The sequence below is a fragment of the Lentzea sp. NPDC036949 genome (assembly GCF_055608075.1).
The window spans coordinates 483,639-498,794 of sequence record NZ_JBVJRA010000001.1; the positions used below are offsets into that span (position 1 = coordinate 483,639).

The window sequence follows — 15,156 nt, forward strand, 5'->3', positions numbered from 1 at the left end:
AAGAAGCCGTGCTCACAGTTGTTTCCACAAGCGTCACGCCTGTTACATCCATGTCACACGACGGCGTGCGTCTGCACGGCGTCCACCACAAGGGTGAAGGCCCCCTCGCTTTCGTTGTGGCACACGGGTTCACGAACAACGTGACCAAGCCCTACGTGGCACGGGTGCTCGCCCGGTTCGCCCGGCACGGGGGTGTCGTGGCGTTCGACTTCCGGGGTCACGGCAAGTCCGGCGGGCGCTGCACGGTCGGTGCCGACGAGGTCCACGACGTGGAGGCGGCCGTCCGGACGGCACGTGAACTGGGTTACACCCGCGTTGCGACGGTCGGGTTCTCGATGGGCGCGTCGATCGTCGTGCGGCACGCGGCGCTGGGGGAGGCGAAGCCGGACGCCGTGGTCGCGGTGAGCGGGCCCGCGCGGTGGTGGTCGCGGGAGACCGCGCCGATGCGGCGGGTCCACTGGCTGCTGGAACAGCCGCACGGCAAGCTCGCGGCCCGTGCGATGGGGGTTCGGCTCGGTGACCCGTGGGTACAGGTGCCCGAGAGCCCGCTGGAGGTGGTCTCGCGGATCGCACCGACCCCGCTTTTGCTCGTGCACGGTGAGCTGGACCACTATTTCGGACCGGAGCACGCCAAGTCGCTGCACCGCGCGTCCTCCGGACATGCGCGGCTGTGGCTGGAACCGGGCATGCGGCACGCGGAATCGGCGACGACTCCTGACCTGGTAGACCGGATGGCGGCCTGGACCGCCGGCAACGTCGAGGACGAGGGATGACTGCAGGGCACTCTGGACAGACGCGCAAGGTGAAGCGGAAGTCGCGGCGCGGCAAGTTCCTCGTGATCGCGGTGCTCGTGCTCGGTGTGCTGCTGGTGGCCGCCGACTTCGCACTGGCCGCGGCGGCGGAGTACCAGATCGCGCAGCGGATGCGGGAGAAGCTGCAGCTCAAGGAGGACCCGTCGGTCCGGATCAGCGGCTTCCCGTTCGTGCTGCAGGCGATCCGCGGTGACTACCAGCGCGTGGAGATCGACGCCTACGGCGTGCCGATCAAGGACGAGCAGAAGGACATCGAGCTGCGCGACCTCGACGTCGAGGCCGACCTGCTGCACACCCGCGTCGAGCTGGGCGACCTGCTGGCGGGCAACGTCTCCAAGGCCACGATCGACCAGGTCGACGGCAAGGTGCGGATCAAGGCGCTCGACCTGAACCGGCTCGCGAACCAGGTCACGCCGTTCGACAAGCTGTCGATCGAGCCGGACAACCGGGTGACCACCACGACTCCGACGCCCGCGGCACCGGAGACGCCCAAGCAGAAGACGACCGCCGCGATCAAGCTGTCCGGCCAGACGAACCTCGCCGGCAAGACCATCACGGTCGCCGCGTACGGCCAGATCGCGCTCGTCGACGGCGCCATCCAGATCACCGTCGACGACATCGAGCTGGAGGACGCGTCGCTCAAGCAGCTCGTCCCGCAGCTGCGCAACGCACTCGCGATCAAGATCGACCCCGGCGCGCTGCCGTTCGGTGCGAAGCCCACCGCCGTCGAGGTGGAGAACGGCGCGTTCACCCTGAGCGGCATCGTCACGGACGTACCCTTGGCCGGACGATGACCGGGGTGTGGGCGCTGCTGGGCGCGCTGGCGGTGGCCGGTGCGATCGGCGTGCTGCTCAAGGTCCGCGAGGGCCGCATCAAGGAGCCGGCGCGGGCCGTCGACCTGCCGGAGCCCGTGCGCGCACTGCTCGCTCCGGGCGTGACGCTGGTCCAGCTCTCCACCACGTTCTGCGCACCGTGCCGGCACGCCAAGGTGATCTTGCGCGACCTCGCCGACCGCACCGACGGCCTCACGCACGCCGAGCTGGACGTGACGAACCTGCCGGACGTGGCCGCACGGCTCGGCGTGATGCGCACGCCCACGACGCTGGCGCTGACCGCCGACGGGACCGAGGTGCTGCGGGTCGGCGGGGTGCCGAAACGGGACACGTTGCTGGCCGCGTTGCGCCCACATCTGGGCGCGCAATCGGCCTAGTCCGGTTGAGTGAACCTGCGTTGTTCCACCTGATGGACATATCTCCCGGACCGAGGGATCGGGTACTACCCTCGCTGGCATGACCATGCTGCTCACGAAGCGACGCGCGGTTGATCTGTGCCGCGTGCGCAGCAGCCTGTGTCGCACGACGAGCTGACTGGGCCGCTTGACGCCCACCAGCCACCTCTGACGGACTGAATCACCCCTCGTCCGAATGTCCGGAGGTCGTCGTGCCCCAAGATGCCCCTGTAGACCCGCGCGGACCGCGCTTCTCCGCCTGGATGACCACCGTCGTCCTCGCGATCGTGCTGCTCACCGGCTGGTGGCGCCTGTTAGCCGCCCAGACCGTGCTCTTCGCGATGTGCGCGTTCATCTCGCTGAAGCTCAACCCGTGGGGCCACGTCTACCGGTACGCCGTCCAGCCGCGCATCACCCCGACCACCGAACGCGAGGAAGCGGCCCCGCTGCGCTTCGCCCAGGGCGTCGGTTTCGTGTTCGCGCTGCTCGGCACCGTCGGTTACGCAGCGGGCTACCCCACGTTCGGCACCGTCGCCACCGGCCTCGCCCTGGTCGCCGCGTTCCTCAACGCCGCCTTCGGCCTGTGCCTCGGGTGCGAGATGTACCTGCTGCTGCGCCGGTACGCACCCGCCCTCGCCCGTCCCCAATGAACAAGCACTGAACCTTAAATGGGAGCAACTTCGATGAGCCGTGAGAACGTGCTGGTCTCGGCAGCCTGGTCCGAGGAGAACCTCCAGACGCCCGGCGTCGTCTTCGCGGAGGTCGACGAGGACACCACCGCGTACGAGGGCGGCCACATCCCCGGCGCCGTCAAGATCGACTGGAAGAACGACCTCCAGGACCCGGTGCGCCGCGACTTCGTCGACCGCGAGGGCTTCGAGAAGCTGCTGTCCGCCAAGGGCATCTCCAACGACGACACCGTCGTCCTCTACGGCGGCAACAACAACTGGTTCGCCGCCTACGCGTACTGGTACTTCAAGCTCTACGGCCACAACGACGTGAAGCTCCTCGACGGTGGCCGCAAGAAGTGGGAGCTCGACGGCCGTCCGCTGGACAAGGAGGAGGTCGTCCGCGAGGCCACCTCCTACTCCGCCCAGGAGCAGGACCTCTCGATCCGCGCGTTCCGCGACGAGGTCGTCGAGGCCATCGGCAACAAGAACCTCGTGGACGTCCGTTCCCCCGACGAGTTCTCCGGCAAGCTCCTCGCCCCGGCCCACCTCCCCCAGGAGCAGGCCCAGCGCGGCGGCCACATCCCCTCGGCCGTGAACGTGCCGTGGAGCAAGGCCGCCAACGAGGACGGCACCTTCAAGTCCGACGAGGAGCTGCGCGCCCTCTACGAGGAGGCCGGCTTCGACGGCTCGCGCAAGACCATCGCGTACTGCCGCATCGGCGAGCGCTCCTCGCACACCTGGTTCGCCCTGCGCGAGCTGCTCGGCCACGAAGACGTCAAGAACTACGACGGTTCTTGGACGGAGTACGGCTCGCTCATCGGCGTGCCGATCGAGCTCGGTTCCGGCAAGGAGGCCTGATCACCATGAGCGACTCGTGCGGCGCGCCCGTCCAGGGCGGCGCGATCGACGTCTCGTCCTCGGAGACCGTCCTGCAGGGCAAGGTCGTGGCCGACGGCACCCCCGTCGGCGGCGCCTTCGTCCGCCTGCTGGACTCGACCGGCGAGTTCACCGCCGAGGTCGTCTCCTCCCCGGAGGGCGACTTCCGGTTCTTCGCGGCGCCGGGCAGCTGGACCGTCCGCGCCCTGCACCGCACCGGCAACGGGCAGGCCGACGTGGCGGCCTCGGGTCCCGGCGTGCACTCGCTGGAGATCGCGGTCGCCTGACGCTTCGAGCAGGAGGGCCCCGGCAGTCACGCCACTGCCGGGGCCCTTCGCCGTCCAGGCCTGCCGCGACAGCCGCGGCTCACGCGGGGCGTGAGCCGTGTCGTCCACCACCACAATCCTGCACGTCAGCCGCCCCGGGATATCCTTTCCCGGTGGAACACATCTTCACCGGACTCCTGGTGCTCGTGACCATCGCGGTCGTCTGGTTCTCGGCCTACGTCGTGTACCGGCTCTACTCCGACCAGCGATGACCAGCGGCGACGAGGCCATCCGCCTGGCCGAGCAGCGCGCGGAGGCGACGCGTGCCCGCAACCTGCCGCAGTTCACCGACATGCCCATCCCGGGCGACACGGCGAACCTGCGGGAGGGCGCGAACCTGAACGACGCCCTGCTCGCGGTGCTGCCGCTGGTGGGTGTGTGGCGGGGTGAGGGCGAGGTCGTCTACCCGACGATCGACGGCCCGTTCCGCTTCGGCCAGCAGATCACGTTCGCCCACGACGGCCGGCCGTTCCTCGTCTACGAGGCGCGGTCGTGGCTGCTCAACGAGGCAGGCGAGGTCATCAGGCCGGCGGCGCGGGAGAGCGGGTTCTGGCGCCCGCAGCCGGACGACACCATCGAGGTGCTGCTCACGCACAACACGGGCATCATCGAGATGTACTACGGCAAGCCGATCAAGCAGACGGCCTGGGAGTTCCAGACCGACGCGCTGATCCGCACCGCCACCGCCAAGGACGTCACCGCGGCCCAGCGGCTCTACGGCATCGTCAACGGCGACCTCGCCTACGTCGAGGAGCGCGCCATGATGGGGCAGCCGATGCAGGCGCACGCGTCGGCGCAGCTCCAGCGCATCGTCGGCTGAGCGACACGCTGAAGCCGGGGTCGTGGGATTGTTCAACAATCCCACGATTCCCCGTAGCATGGGTCCATGCTGCTGCGGCGCTGCGGTACTGACGCACTCCTGGTCGAGGTCGACTCGCTGACCGAGGTCGCGGCCGTCCGCGCGGCCCTGCACGGGCTGCCCGGGGTCGAGGAGCTCGTCCCGGCCGCCAGGACGGTGCTCGTCAAGGGTGCGCTGCCGCGGGTCAGGGAAGTGCTCGCGAACGTCGACCTGACCAAGGCGCCCGCCACCGAGTCCCGCCAGGTCACCATCCCCGTCACCTACGACGGGCCGGACCTCGACCTCGTCGCCGAGACCGCCGGCATCGGCACCGCCGAGGTCGTCGAGCTGCACACCGCCGCCACCTACGAGGTCGCGTTCTGCGGCTTCGCTCCCGGCTTCGGCTACCTGACCGGGTTGCCGGAGGTGCTCCGGCAACCCCGGCTCGACTCGCCGCGCACGAAGGTCCCGGCCGGGTCGGTCGGCATCGCCGGCGAGTTCACCGCCGCCTACCCGCGTGCGACCCCCGGCGGCTGGCGCCTGATCGGCCGCACCCGGATCACGCTGTTCGACCCCGGGGCCGAGACACCGGCCCTGCTCGCGCCCGGCGACGAGGTCAGGTTCGTGGTCGCATGAGCCGCCGCGTCACGATCGTCCGCACCGGCCCGCAGGCGCTCGTCCAGGACCTCGGCCGCCCCGGCAACGCCCACCTCGGCGTGCCGCCGTCCGGTGCCGTCGACCCGCACTCGCTGCGGCTCGCCAACCGGCTGGTCGGCAACGACGAGACCGCCGCCGGCCTCGAACTGCTGCTCGGTGGTCTCCACCTCGAAGCGCACTCCTCCTGCACGGTCGCGATCACCGGGCCCGCGGTCGAGGTCCGCGTCGACGGCCGGCTCGCCGACTCGCACCAGCCGGTGCACCTGCCGGCGAACGCGACCCTCGTCATCGGCACCCCGCAGACCGGCCTGCGCACCTACCTCGCCGTCTCGGGCGGCATCGACGCGCGCGCGGAGCTGGGCAGCCGGTCGACCGACCTGCTCTCCGGAATCGGTCCAGAACCCTTGCGGGACAACGACGTCCTGGAGCTCGGCGCCCCGAACCCGGCGACCGGCGCAGACGTCGTGCCGCCGTTCCACGCACCGCAGACCATCACCGTTCCCGTCCTGCTCGGCCCGCGCGACGACTGGTTCGAGGACGCGGAAACCCAGCTGCGCCGGGGTTCCTGGACCGTCAGCGACCGCGGCAACCGGGTCGGCGTGCGACTGCGGGGCACCGTTCTGAATCGTCGTGACGGCGAGATACCCAGCGAGGGCATGATCACCGGCGCGGTCCAGGTGCCGCCGGACGGGCAGCCCGTGGTCTTCCTCAACGACCACCCGACGACCGGCGGCTACCCCGTCATCGGTGTCGTCGACAGCGCTCACCTGCGGTTTCTCGGCCAGGCCAGGCCCGGCACGACGGTGAGGTTCCTGCCGCGGGACTGAGGACCACGGCGTTGACGGAAGTGGTCCAGACCAAATACGGTATCCACCAGGCCGCCGCGGAACCTTCACCAAACTGGAGTTCCGCATGCGCCGATTCCCTGCCCTCCTAGCGATTCTGGTCGCGGTAACAGCCCTGGCGGTCCCTGCACACGCCGCCACGGGCATCACCGCGACCTTCACCCGCACCGGCACGAGCGCCAAGCTCGTGGTCGCCAACGCGTCCACGGCCGCGCTCAACGGCTGGTTGGTCAAGTTCGACCTGCCCACCGGTGTCACGGTGAGCGGCGTCCAGAACGCCACCACCACCCAGAACGGCACGCGGGTGACGCTCACCCCGGCGTTCTACCTCGCCAACCTCCCCGCGGGGCGCACCACCGAGCCCTACAGCCCGACGTTCACGCTGAGCGCCGCGGCCGACCCGACCGCCTGCACGATCAACGGCATGGCGTGCGACGGCAGCGGTGACCCCGCACCGGCGCCCACCGGGCTCACCGCCGAGTACTCGGTGGCCGGTGGCACGGCGAAGTTCGTCGTGCGCAACCACACCACCGCCGCGGTGAGCGACTGGTCGATCTCCCTCACGCTGCCCAACGGCGTGACGGCAGGCAACGGCCAGAACGGCACCGTCAGCCAGAACGGCAACCAGGTCACCATCACCCCGTTGCACTACAACAAGACCGTGGCCGCGGGTGGCAGCACCGAGCCGTACAGCCCGACGTTCGCCATCAGCTCCAACGTCGACCCGGTGACGTGCCGGATCAACAACGCGAACTGCGACGGCAGCGCGGACACCCCGCCGAGCACCCCGACGGGCCTCACCTCGCCGACGAAGACCACGCGCACGGTGACGTTGCAGTGGACCGCGTCGAACCCCGGCTCCCTGCCCATCGCCGGGTACGACGTCTACAACGGCAGCACGCTCGCCGGCAGCTCCACCACGACGTCCACGATCATCACCGGCCTGAACCCGAACACGGCGTACTCGTTCACCGTGCGCGCCAAGGACACCAAGGGCACGCAGAGCGCTCCGAGCACGGCCGTGGCCGTCACCACCAACAACCCCGCCGACGACACGACCCCGCCGACCGCGCCGGGCACCCTGCGCGCCACGGCGAAGGACGCGGGCAGCGTCACGCTGGCGTGGACCGCGTCCACCGACAACCGCGGCGTCGCGAACTACGACGTCTACGTCGGCTCGACCGTGAAGCAGACGGTCTCCGGCACCACCGCGGTCGTCAATGGCCTTGCGCCGTCCACGGACTACACGTTCACCGTGCGCGCACGGGACATCTACGACAACGTGTCCGCCGCGAGCAACGCGGTGAACGAACGCACCAGTGACATCGTCGGCGGCCACGCCCGTGTCGGGTACTTCGTGCAGTGGGGCATCTACGGACGCCAGTACTTCGTGAAGGACATGGACGCCGCGAAGCTGACGCACGTCAACTACGCGTTCGGCAACATCGACCCGGTCAACCTGACGTGCCTGCACGGTGTCACGAAGGGCACCAGCCCGAACCCGCAGGACCCGAACCAGGGTGACGGCGCCGGTGACGCGGAAGCCGACTACAGCAGGCCGTTCGCGGCGGCCCAGTCCGTCGACGGTGTGGCGGACAGCGGCTGGGAACCGTTGCGCGGCAACTACAACCAGCTCAAGAAGCTCAAGGCGAAGCACCCGGACCTGAAGGTGCTGATCTCGCTCGGCGGCTGGACGTACTCCAAGTACTTCTCCGACGTCGCGGCCACCGACGCGGCGCGCAAGAAGTTCGTGTCGTCGTGCATCGACGTCTACCTCAAGGGCAACCTGCCGGTCTACAACGGCGCGGGCGGTCCCGGCACGGCGGCGGGCATCTTCGACGGCTTCGACCTCGACTGGGAGTGGCCGGGCGCGGAGGGCCACGCGGGCAACCACTTCGGTCCGCAGGACAAGGTCAACAACACCCTGCTGATCGAGGAGTTCCGCCGGCAGATCGACGCCTACGGCGCCACGACCGGCAAGCGCTACCAGCTGACCGCGTTCACGCCGGCCGACCCGGCCAAGATCGAGGCGGGCTGGGAGCTCGGGCGGGTCGCGCAGTCGATGGACATCTTCAACGTCCAGGGCTACGACTTCCACGGCTCCGGCAGCGACAACTCGTGGGAGCCCAACCGGACCGGCCACCAGGGCAACCTGTACCCGGACCTGGACGACCCGTACACGACGAAGTTCAGCGTGGAGAGCACGGTGCAGGCCTACCTCGACGCGGGGGTGCCGCCGCGCAAGATCACGCTCGGGCTCGCGTTCTACGGCCGCGGCTGGCAGAACGTGGTCAACGGCGGCAAGAACGGCGAGTGGCAGCAGGCGGGTGGCGCGGCACCGGGCCAGTTCCCGGAGGAGTCCGGCACGCGCGGGTACGCCAACCTCGTCGCGTCGGTGCCGAACTGCACCGTCTTCCACGACGAGGTGGCGGTGGCGACGTCCTGCTACACCGGCAACCAGTGGTGGACCTTCGACGACGTGTGGTCGATCCAGAAGAAGACCGCGTGGCTCAAGTCGAAGAACCTGCTGGGCGCGATGTTCTGGGAGATGTCCGGTGACCGCGGCCCGTTGCTGGCCGCGGTCGACGCCGGGCTGAGGTAGCTCAGTACTCCGACTCGTACAGGCCCTGCAGCTCGGTGAGCAGGGCCGACGAGTCGGGCAGCTGCTTGCCGTCCAGCGTGGTCACCCGCGTGATCTTGCGGACGCTGGAGGCGAGGAACACGCCCTCGGCGTCGTAGAGCTCGCCGGTCTGGACCGGCTCCACGAGCACGGTCCAGCCGGCGCGCTCGGCGGCGCGGAACAACGCGTACTGCGTGGTGCCGGGCAGGATGCCGAGCTCGGACGGCGGCGTGACCAGCGTCTTGCCGCGCACCAGGACCACGGTGGAGGTGGGGCCCTCCAGCACGGAACCGCCGGAGGTCGTGAAGATGACCTCGGCGGCGCCGCGGCGCTCGGCCTCGCGGACAGCGGCCATGTTGATCGCGTACGACAGCGACTTGGCGCCCAGCAGCAACCACGGCGCGCGGTCGGCGAGGTCCGCCTCGATGCCGCGGTCCAGCGTCACCGCGGACAGGCCCTCGGCGCGCTGCTTGAGCACCTTCGCGCCGATCTCCATGCCCAGCGCGAACCCGGTGCCGGTGCCGTCGCCGCCCTCGACACCGCGGGTGTAGACGAGCTTGAGCGCGAACTCGCCGCCACCGGTCCAGTTGGCGATGACGAGCTCGACCGCGCGCTCGAACTCTGGCCGCGGCGGGACCGGCATGTCGAGCATGGCCGCCGACCGCTCCAGGCGGTCCAGGTGCGGCGACAGCTCACGGGGCTTGCCGTCGACGACGAGGATGGTTTCGAAGACGCCGTCGCCGCGCATCAGACCGAGGTCGTCGACACGGATCTGCGGGGCGTCGGGGTCGGCAAGGGTTCCGTCGAGCAGTGCCAGCACGCGCATGGCGTGAGCCTACTAACATCAGGGCTGTGGAGACCGCAAGAGGCCTGCGCAAAACGCTGCACGACCGCGGCATGCGGATGACACCGCAGCGCCAGCTCGTGCTGGACGCCGTCAGGGTCCTGGGCCACGCGACCCCGGAGCAGATCTGCCAGCGCGTCCAGGAGACGGCGCCGACGGTCAACATCACGACGATCTACCGCACGCTCGACCTGCTCGACCGGCTCGGGCTGGTGCGGCACACGCACCTCGGGCACGGCGCGCCGAGCTACTCCGTCGACGAGCACCAGCACGTGCACCTGGTCTGCCACTCCTGCGGCCGGATCGACGAGATCCCGTGTGAGCTGCTCGACCCGCTGGTCGGAACATTGCGGGAGCGCGACGGGTTCGAACTTGATGCAAGCCACCTCGCGCTGTCCGGCACGTGCCGCGACTGCCTGAAGCAGGAGCAGGAGACCGAGTGAGCCTCCCAGGAGCCGTTCCTCCGCCCGACGAGTCGACCGACGCCGGCGTCGCCTGGCACTACGGCGACCCGTTCGCGGAACAACGCTCGGCCGCGCGCTCGGTCGTCGTCGTGGACCGCTCGCACCGCGGGATCATCGCCGTGCCCGGCGAGGACCGGCTCACCTGGCTGCACCAGCTCACCAGCCAGCACTTCGAGCAGCTCGGCGAGAACGCCGGCACCGAGGCGCTGATCCTCGACGCGCAGGGCCGGCTGGAGCACCACATGGTCGTCGCGAACGTCGGCGGCACCGTGTTCCTGGACGTGGAGAAGGTCGACGACCTGCTCGCGTACCTGAAGAAGATGGTCTTCTGGTCGAAGGTCGAGCCACGTGACGCCACGGCCGAGCTCGCGCTGCTGACGGTCATCGGCCCGGACGCGGCCGCGCTGCTGGAGAAGCTCGGCGTGCCGGTGCCCGCGGACGTCGCCGCGCTGGGCGACGGCTTCGTGCGGCGGACGTCGTGGCCGGGCAAGGGCGCGTTCGACCTGCTGGTGCCGCGCGCCGAGCTGGCCGCGTGGTGGCAGCGGATCACCGGCGCGGGCGCCCGCCCGGCCGGCAGCTTCGCCTTCGAGGCGCTGCGGGTCGAGTCGCTGCGGCCCCGGCTGGGCGTCGACACCGACGAGCGCACGATCCCGCACGAGGTGAACCTGGTCGAGCCGGCGGTCCACCTGAGCAAGGGCTGCTACCGCGGCCAGGAGACGGTCGCGAAGGTCCACAACGTGGGACGGCCGCCCCGCCGCATGCTCCTACTCCACCTGGATGGTTCTGCCGATGGCCAGCCGGAGACCGGTGACCCGGTCCTCCTGGACGGCCGCGTGGTGGGCCGGGTGGGCAGCGTCGCGCAGCACCACGAGCTGGGGCCGATCGCGTTGGCGCTGGTCAAGCGGTCCGTACCGGTCGAGTCCGAGCTGGTCGCCGGTGACGGGGAGCGCCAGGCGGCCGCCCGCATCGACCCCGACTCGGTGCCGCCGGACACGCCCGGTCTGGGCAGGGAAGCTGTTCGCAACTTGAGGGGCTGAGCCCCTACAGTCGCGCCTATGTCCCTGGGCACGCTCATCACTGTCGCTCCCACCGGAGCGGAGCACGCGAAGACCGACGTCCCCCAGCTCCCGGTGACCCTGGAGGAGCTGGTCTCGACGGCGCGGAGCTGCGAGCAGGTCGGCGCGGCGATGATCCACGTCCACGTCCGCGGCGCGGACGCGAAGCCGTCGCTCGACCTCGGGCTGCTGAAGGCCACCGTCGCCGCGTTGCGCGAGCAGACGAACCTCGTGGTCCAGCTGTCCACCGGCGGGTCGGTGCACGACCCGGAGGAGCACCGGCTGCGCGTGCTGGAGGCGATGCCGGACTCGGCGTCCTGCACGATGGGGACCGTCAACTTCGGCGACGACGTGTTCCTGAACCGCTGGGAGTTCGTCGTCGCGCTGCACAAGGGCATGCAGGAACGCGGCATCGTGCCCGAGTACGAGATCTTCGACATCGGCCAGCTGGCGTCGTTGAAGCGGCTGCTCGACCAGCACGGCCTGCCCGCGGGCGGGCACGTGCACGTCGACCTCGTCATGGGCGTGCCCGGCGGCATGCCCGGTGACGCGCAGACGCTGGTCGCCGCGGTGAACGCCCTGCCGGACGGGGCGACGTTCTCCGCCACCGGGATCGGCCGGACCACTCTTCCCGTGATGTTCACCGCATTGGGCGCGGGTGGGCACCTCCGCGTGGGTATGGAAGACACGACCAGCTACTCGCGAGGCGTGCCGGTGCGGGACAACGCACAGCTCGTCGCCCGTGCGGCGGGTCTCGCGAAGATCGCGCAGCGGCCGCCGCTGTCGCCCGACGAGGCGCGCAAGGTGCTGGGCGTGCAGATTTGAGACAAGTTCGGTGCAAGGGATCTGTTGGCGGCTGAGGAGGATCTACCGCAGGATGGACACGTGATCGAGGTGCGTCCTGGCGGGCGCCGCCGAATCGACCGGGTGCTCGCTCCCGACTACACGGAGGGCGTCGAGCAACGCCCGCTCGTCGAGGTGCGCGAACTCCGCGACGAAGCAGCGCAGGAGGAAACCGACCTGTCCTACCTGCGGCGGCTGCTGCACGCGCGAATCGACATCGTGCGTGCCGAACAGCAGCGCCGCAGCTCCGGCGGCTCGGCGGTGGTCGACCAACTGGCCACGATCCTCTCCACGAACGCCGTCGGGCCGGCGACCGGCCTCGGCCGGTACCAGACCCATGAGCCCTCACGTGCTGATGCGCATCAACGGCACGTGGAAGCGCTGATTTCCGATGTCGACCTCTCCGACGTGAGCAAGCTGTCCGACGACCGCCTCGGTGAGGTGTTGGAGACGTTCATCTCCGAAGAGGCCTCCGTGTCGGTGCGGCGGCGTGAGGTGCAGGTGGTCGTGGACCGGCTCAACGCCGAGATCGCGTCCCGCTACCAGCGCGGGAGCGCGTCCGTGGACGAGCTGCTGGCCGCGGAGCGCGGCCACCACCGGCGGAAGAGCTGACTCCCAGCATCTGGGAGAGTCGTTCCACTTTCTGAGCTGCGGACCTAGCGTGCCCCCATGGGGTACCGCTGGGTCGTGCTGTTCGTGGGGGCGTTGGCGCAGGGCACCAACGCGGCGGTCTTCCTCGGCCTCTCGGCCCTCAGCCCCCAGCTGCGCGACCACTTCGGCCTGACGTTGCCCCAGGTGGGGCTGCTGCTCGGCGCGGTCAACCTCGGCACGATGATCGCGCTGGTGCCGTGGGGCCTCTTCGCGGACAAGCGCGGCGAACGGCTCGCGATGACCATCGGGGGCGCCGGCGCCGCGGCCTGCCTGCTCGGCGTGGCGGTCGGCGACGCGTGGCTCGCGGGCGCGGCCCTGCTCGGCGCCGGGCTGTTCGGTGCCAGCGTGAACGCCGCCAGCGGCCGGGCGGTGATGTCCTGGTTCCCCAGCGGCCGGCGCGGGCTGGCGATGGGGGTGCGGCAGACGGCGACCCCGCTGGGCGCCGCGCTGACCGCCGCGTTCCTGCCCGGCATCGCGCTCGCCTCCGGCGTGCCGGTGGCGTTCGTCGTCCTGGCGTCGGTGACGGCGTTCGTGGCGCTCGCGGTGGCGTTGCTGGTCCGCGAACCACCGGGTGCCACCCGCGGCGGTGGCGCGCACGGGCTCGTGCTCAGGGACCCGCGGCTGATCCGGCTCACCGCGGCCAGCGGGCTCCTCGTCGTCCCCCAGTTCACCGCGGCGACGCTGCTGGTGCCGCTGCTGCACGAGCACCGCGGGCTGGCCGTCACGACCGCCGCCGTGGTGTTCGGCGTGGCGCAGGCGCTGGGCGGGGCCGGCCGGCTGGCGGCCGGGGTCTGGTCGGACCGGGTGGGCAGCCGCGTCGGGCCGCTGCGGGTGCTCGCCGTGGCGATGGCGGTGGGGTTCGTGCTGACCGCCGTGCTGGACCGGGCGCCGGTGCCGGTGCTCGTGGCGGTGCTGGTGCCGACCGCCGTGGTGGCGCTGGCGTGGAACGGGCTCGCCGTCACCGAGGCGGGCGAGCTCGCGCCGGAGGGCCGCAGCGCGACCGCGATCAGCATGCAGAACAGCGCGAACTACCTCAGCGCGACGGTCACGCCCGCCGTCTCGGCCTGGGTCGCGGTGCACGTGGGGTGGCCCGCGGCGATGCTGCTCGCGGCCGCGGCTTCGACCGCCGGGTGGGCGCTGCTTCAGCCGTGGCGTTCGCGGCGGGCCAGCTCGCCCCAGAACTCGCGCAGCGTCTCGTAGCGCAGCGCGACCTCCTCGGCGTCCCCGGTCTCCAGCGCGTCGACGACGGCGTTCACGTCGGCCGCGGAGGAGTCCTCCATCAGGTCCACGTCGTTCAGCAGCTGGACCAGGCCGCCGTAGTCGAGCTCGACCGCCGAGTGCGGGTGGAAGTGCTCCAGCCAGCGGCCGGTGTCGGCGAGGACCTTGGCCGGCCCGTCGTCACCCAGCGCGCTCTTCACGACCTTCAACGCCCGCGCGACCCGCCGGCGGGCGTCGGCCATGGCAACCCGCCAGGACACCTGCCGCTCCGGGTCGTCCTGGGCGCTCGCGAGCACCACCCGGCGCTGGGCCGGGTCGACGAGGGCGAACCACGGCAGCGGCACCGTCCACGTCGTGGAGATCACGTGCACGGCCCCGGCGGACAGCTCGGCCAGCACGGCGGACGCACGCGACCGGACCGTCTCCGGTGCCGCGCCGAGCGCCGCGTCCTGCAGAACGGGCGGAGAAGAGGCCAGGAAGCCCACCAGGGCCGCCGCGGACCGGGCCCTGAGGTCCAGCGGGCAGACGAGGGGTCCCGGCCCGACACGCGCGGCGTCGGACGTCGGCACCTCGGCCGGGCTGATGGTCATCACGTCGAGGTCCGAACCGCCCGGGAGCAACTTCTTCGCCAACTGTGAGCGCAACCACAGCTCTCGCTCTCGGTCACCGACCTCCGCGCGGGCGACAGGGCCCCTGTCCAGGGCTTTTCGCACTTCATCGGCCAGCGGCGCGTCCAGAACCGATAACGGTTCGTACACCCTGAGGTAGGCGACGAACGGTCTGGGCACCTGTGCATCCTTCCACGCGGGGGCGGCTGGGAGATTTGGCGGTGCGTGTCACGCCTACCGCGTCGCGAGGAACCCCATCGGCACGGTACGGTAGTTACCAGGAACTAGTTGTCGAGACGAGTGGGGCCGCCGTTCCCCCGGCCGCCCCCGTCCCTGTGCGAGGGGGTCGAGCCATGGGGCGCGGCCGAGCGAAGGCCAAGCAGACGAAGGTCGCCAGGGAGCTCAAATACAGCTCTCATGAGACCGACTTCGCTGCGCTGCAGCGAGAGCTGTCTGGTGGCGAAACGTCGCCGAACGGGAGTGGTGGCGATGAGCGCCATGACGACCCGTACGACGACTACGACGACTACCGTCGCTGAATCAAGCCTGACGCGGTTCAAGGGTTGGGTGGCTGATCGAGGCCACCCAACCCTTGACCTC

At 70.6% G+C, this 15,156-nt stretch carries 19 protein-coding genes; 17 read left to right on the forward strand and 2 right to left on the reverse strand.

Features of this window, described 5'->3' with window-relative positions; translation table 11 throughout:
* Positions 1-116 precede the first annotated feature (116 nt).
* The 11 genes from ACZ7CD_RS02485 to ACZ7CD_RS02535 all read left to right on the forward strand — a co-directional run bounded on the left by ACZ7CD_RS02485 (position 117) and on the right by ACZ7CD_RS02535 (position 8,855).
* A complete protein-coding gene (locus tag ACZ7CD_RS02485; RefSeq protein ID WP_470369867.1) occupies positions 117-773 on the forward strand; it encodes an alpha/beta hydrolase family protein in 657 nt (218 codons plus the stop codon).
* Positions 770-1,606 (forward strand): LmeA family phospholipid-binding protein, encoded by an 837-nt coding sequence (locus ACZ7CD_RS02490; protein ID WP_458430023.1) that lies wholly within the window; start codon positions 770-772, stop codon positions 1,604-1,606. The genes ACZ7CD_RS02485 and ACZ7CD_RS02490 overlap by 4 nt, the downstream gene beginning before the upstream one ends.
* On the forward strand, positions 1,603-2,022 hold the full coding sequence (locus ACZ7CD_RS02495) for a thioredoxin family protein (protein ID WP_470378204.1): 420 nt from the start codon (positions 1,603-1,605) through the stop codon (positions 2,020-2,022). Before ACZ7CD_RS02490 ends, ACZ7CD_RS02495 begins: the two co-directional genes overlap by 4 nt.
* Positions 2,023-2,107: 85 nt before the next feature.
* Positions 2,108-2,179: a putative leader peptide gene (locus ACZ7CD_RS02500; protein WP_355300619.1), complete on the forward strand. Its 72-nt coding sequence runs from the start codon at positions 2,108-2,110 to the stop codon at positions 2,177-2,179.
* Positions 2,180-2,252: 73 nt separating this feature from the next.
* Complete coding sequence (locus ACZ7CD_RS02505; protein ID WP_360396771.1) at positions 2,253-2,690, forward strand: DUF4395 domain-containing protein; 438 nt, start codon at positions 2,253-2,255, stop codon at positions 2,688-2,690.
* A gap of 33 nt (positions 2,691-2,723) precedes the next feature.
* Positions 2,724-3,569 carry a sulfurtransferase gene (locus ACZ7CD_RS02510; protein ID WP_360396769.1) on the forward strand — a complete coding sequence of 282 codons (846 nt, stop codon included), beginning with the start codon at positions 2,724-2,726 and terminating at the stop codon, positions 3,567-3,569.
* A 5-nt stretch (positions 3,570-3,574) separates the two neighbouring features.
* Entirely contained in the window at positions 3,575-3,874 is a 300-nt protein-coding gene (locus ACZ7CD_RS02515) for a DUF1416 domain-containing protein (protein ID WP_360396767.1), read from the forward strand.
* A 247-nt stretch (positions 3,875-4,121) separates the two neighbouring features.
* Complete coding sequence (locus ACZ7CD_RS02520; protein WP_360396765.1) at positions 4,122-4,733, forward strand: heme-binding beta-barrel domain-containing protein; 612 nt, start codon at positions 4,122-4,124, stop codon at positions 4,731-4,733.
* A 66-nt stretch (positions 4,734-4,799) separates the two neighbouring features.
* Positions 4,800-5,387 carry a 5-oxoprolinase subunit PxpB gene (gene pxpB / locus ACZ7CD_RS02525; RefSeq protein WP_458430021.1) on the forward strand — a complete coding sequence of 196 codons (588 nt, stop codon included), beginning with the start codon at positions 4,800-4,802 and terminating at the stop codon, positions 5,385-5,387.
* The gene (locus ACZ7CD_RS02530) at positions 5,384-6,235 is read left to right on the forward strand and encodes a 5-oxoprolinase subunit C family protein (protein WP_470378205.1); all 852 of its coding nucleotides are present in this window, start codon (positions 5,384-5,386) and stop codon (positions 6,233-6,235) included. Before pxpB ends, ACZ7CD_RS02530 begins: the two co-directional genes overlap by 4 nt.
* Positions 6,236-6,320: 85 nt before the next feature.
* A complete protein-coding gene (locus ACZ7CD_RS02535) occupies positions 6,321-8,855 on the forward strand; it encodes a glycosyl hydrolase family 18 protein (RefSeq protein ID WP_470378206.1) in 2,535 nt (844 codons plus the stop codon).
* Position 8,856: 1 nt separating this feature from the next.
* Here the strand turns inward: ACZ7CD_RS02535 and ACZ7CD_RS02540 are convergent, their stop codons facing one another.
* The gene (locus tag ACZ7CD_RS02540; protein WP_458430018.1) at positions 8,857-9,699 is read right to left on the reverse strand and encodes an aminodeoxychorismate lyase; all 843 of its coding nucleotides are present in this window, start codon (positions 9,697-9,699) and stop codon (positions 8,857-8,859) included.
* Between the two features lie 71 nt (positions 9,700-9,770).
* Between ACZ7CD_RS02540 and ACZ7CD_RS02545 the strand changes: the two genes are divergently transcribed.
* From ACZ7CD_RS02545 to ACZ7CD_RS02565, 5 genes are read left to right on the forward strand one after another with little or no spacing between them, the layout of a single operon-like run.
* Positions 9,771-10,160, forward strand: a complete 390-nt coding sequence (locus ACZ7CD_RS02545) for a Fur family transcriptional regulator (protein WP_470369996.1) — start codon at positions 9,771-9,773, stop codon at positions 10,158-10,160.
* Positions 10,157-11,218, forward strand: a complete 1,062-nt coding sequence (gene ygfZ / locus ACZ7CD_RS02550; protein ID WP_458430017.1) for a CAF17-like 4Fe-4S cluster assembly/insertion protein YgfZ — start codon at positions 10,157-10,159, stop codon at positions 11,216-11,218. Before ACZ7CD_RS02545 ends, ygfZ begins: the two co-directional genes overlap by 4 nt.
* An 18-nt stretch (positions 11,219-11,236) precedes the next feature.
* A complete protein-coding gene (locus ACZ7CD_RS02555; RefSeq protein WP_360396751.1) occupies positions 11,237-12,061 on the forward strand; it encodes a beta-keto acid cleavage family enzyme in 825 nt (274 codons plus the stop codon).
* A 60-nt stretch (positions 12,062-12,121) separates the two neighbouring features.
* Entirely contained in the window at positions 12,122-12,691 is a 570-nt protein-coding gene (locus ACZ7CD_RS02560; RefSeq protein WP_360396750.1) for an RsiG family protein, read from the forward strand.
* Between the two features lie 57 nt (positions 12,692-12,748).
* Entirely contained in the window at positions 12,749-13,930 is a 1,182-nt protein-coding gene (locus ACZ7CD_RS02565; RefSeq protein ID WP_360396748.1) for an MFS transporter, read from the forward strand.
* Here the strand turns inward: ACZ7CD_RS02565 and ACZ7CD_RS02570 are convergent.
* Entirely contained in the window at positions 13,873-14,736 is an 864-nt protein-coding gene (locus ACZ7CD_RS02570; RefSeq protein ID WP_360396746.1) for a DUF8083 family protein, read from the reverse strand. The two genes, ACZ7CD_RS02565 and ACZ7CD_RS02570, sit on opposite strands and share 58 nt — an antisense overlap.
* Positions 14,737-14,909: 173 nt before the next feature.
* On the opposite strand from ACZ7CD_RS02570, the gene ACZ7CD_RS02575 reads away from it, so the two are divergent.
* Complete coding sequence (locus tag ACZ7CD_RS02575; protein ID WP_360396744.1) at positions 14,910-15,095, forward strand: DUF3073 domain-containing protein; 186 nt, start codon at positions 14,910-14,912, stop codon at positions 15,093-15,095.
* The last annotated feature ends 61 nt before the right edge of the window (positions 15,096-15,156 follow it).

Excerpts from the sequence above, each read along its gene's own strand:
- ACZ7CD_RS02520 (WP_360396765.1), top strand. The coding sequence starts at position 4,122 with ATGACCAGCGGCGACGAGGCCATCCGCCTGGCCGAGCAGCGCGCGGAG.
- ACZ7CD_RS02490 (WP_458430023.1), top strand. The coding sequence starts at position 770 with ATGACTGCAGGGCACTCTGGACAGACGCGCAAGGTGAAGCGGAAGTCG.
- ACZ7CD_RS02545 (WP_470369996.1), top strand. The coding sequence starts at position 9,771 with ATGCGGATGACACCGCAGCGCCAGCTCGTGCTGGACGCCGTCAGGGTC.
- ACZ7CD_RS02530 (WP_470378205.1), top strand. The coding sequence starts at position 5,384 with ATGAGCCGCCGCGTCACGATCGTCCGCACCGGCCCGCAGGCGCTCGTC.
- ACZ7CD_RS02495 (WP_470378204.1), top strand. The coding sequence starts at position 1,603 with ATGACCGGGGTGTGGGCGCTGCTGGGCGCGCTGGCGGTGGCCGGTGCG.
- ACZ7CD_RS02510 (WP_360396769.1), top strand. The coding sequence starts at position 2,724 with ATGAGCCGTGAGAACGTGCTGGTCTCGGCAGCCTGGTCCGAGGAGAAC.
- ACZ7CD_RS02535 (WP_470378206.1), top strand. The coding sequence starts at position 6,321 with ATGCGCCGATTCCCTGCCCTCCTAGCGATTCTGGTCGCGGTAACAGCC.
- ACZ7CD_RS02575 (WP_360396744.1), top strand. The coding sequence starts at position 14,910 with ATGGGGCGCGGCCGAGCGAAGGCCAAGCAGACGAAGGTCGCCAGGGAG.
- ACZ7CD_RS02540 (WP_458430018.1), bottom strand. The coding sequence starts at position 9,699 with ATGCGCGTGCTGGCACTGCTCGACGGAACCCTTGCCGACCCCGACGCC.
- ACZ7CD_RS02565 (WP_360396748.1), top strand. The coding sequence starts at position 12,749 with ATGGGGTACCGCTGGGTCGTGCTGTTCGTGGGGGCGTTGGCGCAGGGC.
- ACZ7CD_RS02555 (WP_360396751.1), top strand. The coding sequence starts at position 11,237 with ATGTCCCTGGGCACGCTCATCACTGTCGCTCCCACCGGAGCGGAGCAC.
- pxpB (WP_458430021.1), top strand. The coding sequence starts at position 4,800 with ATGCTGCTGCGGCGCTGCGGTACTGACGCACTCCTGGTCGAGGTCGAC.
- ACZ7CD_RS02515 (WP_360396767.1), top strand. The coding sequence starts at position 3,575 with ATGAGCGACTCGTGCGGCGCGCCCGTCCAGGGCGGCGCGATCGACGTC.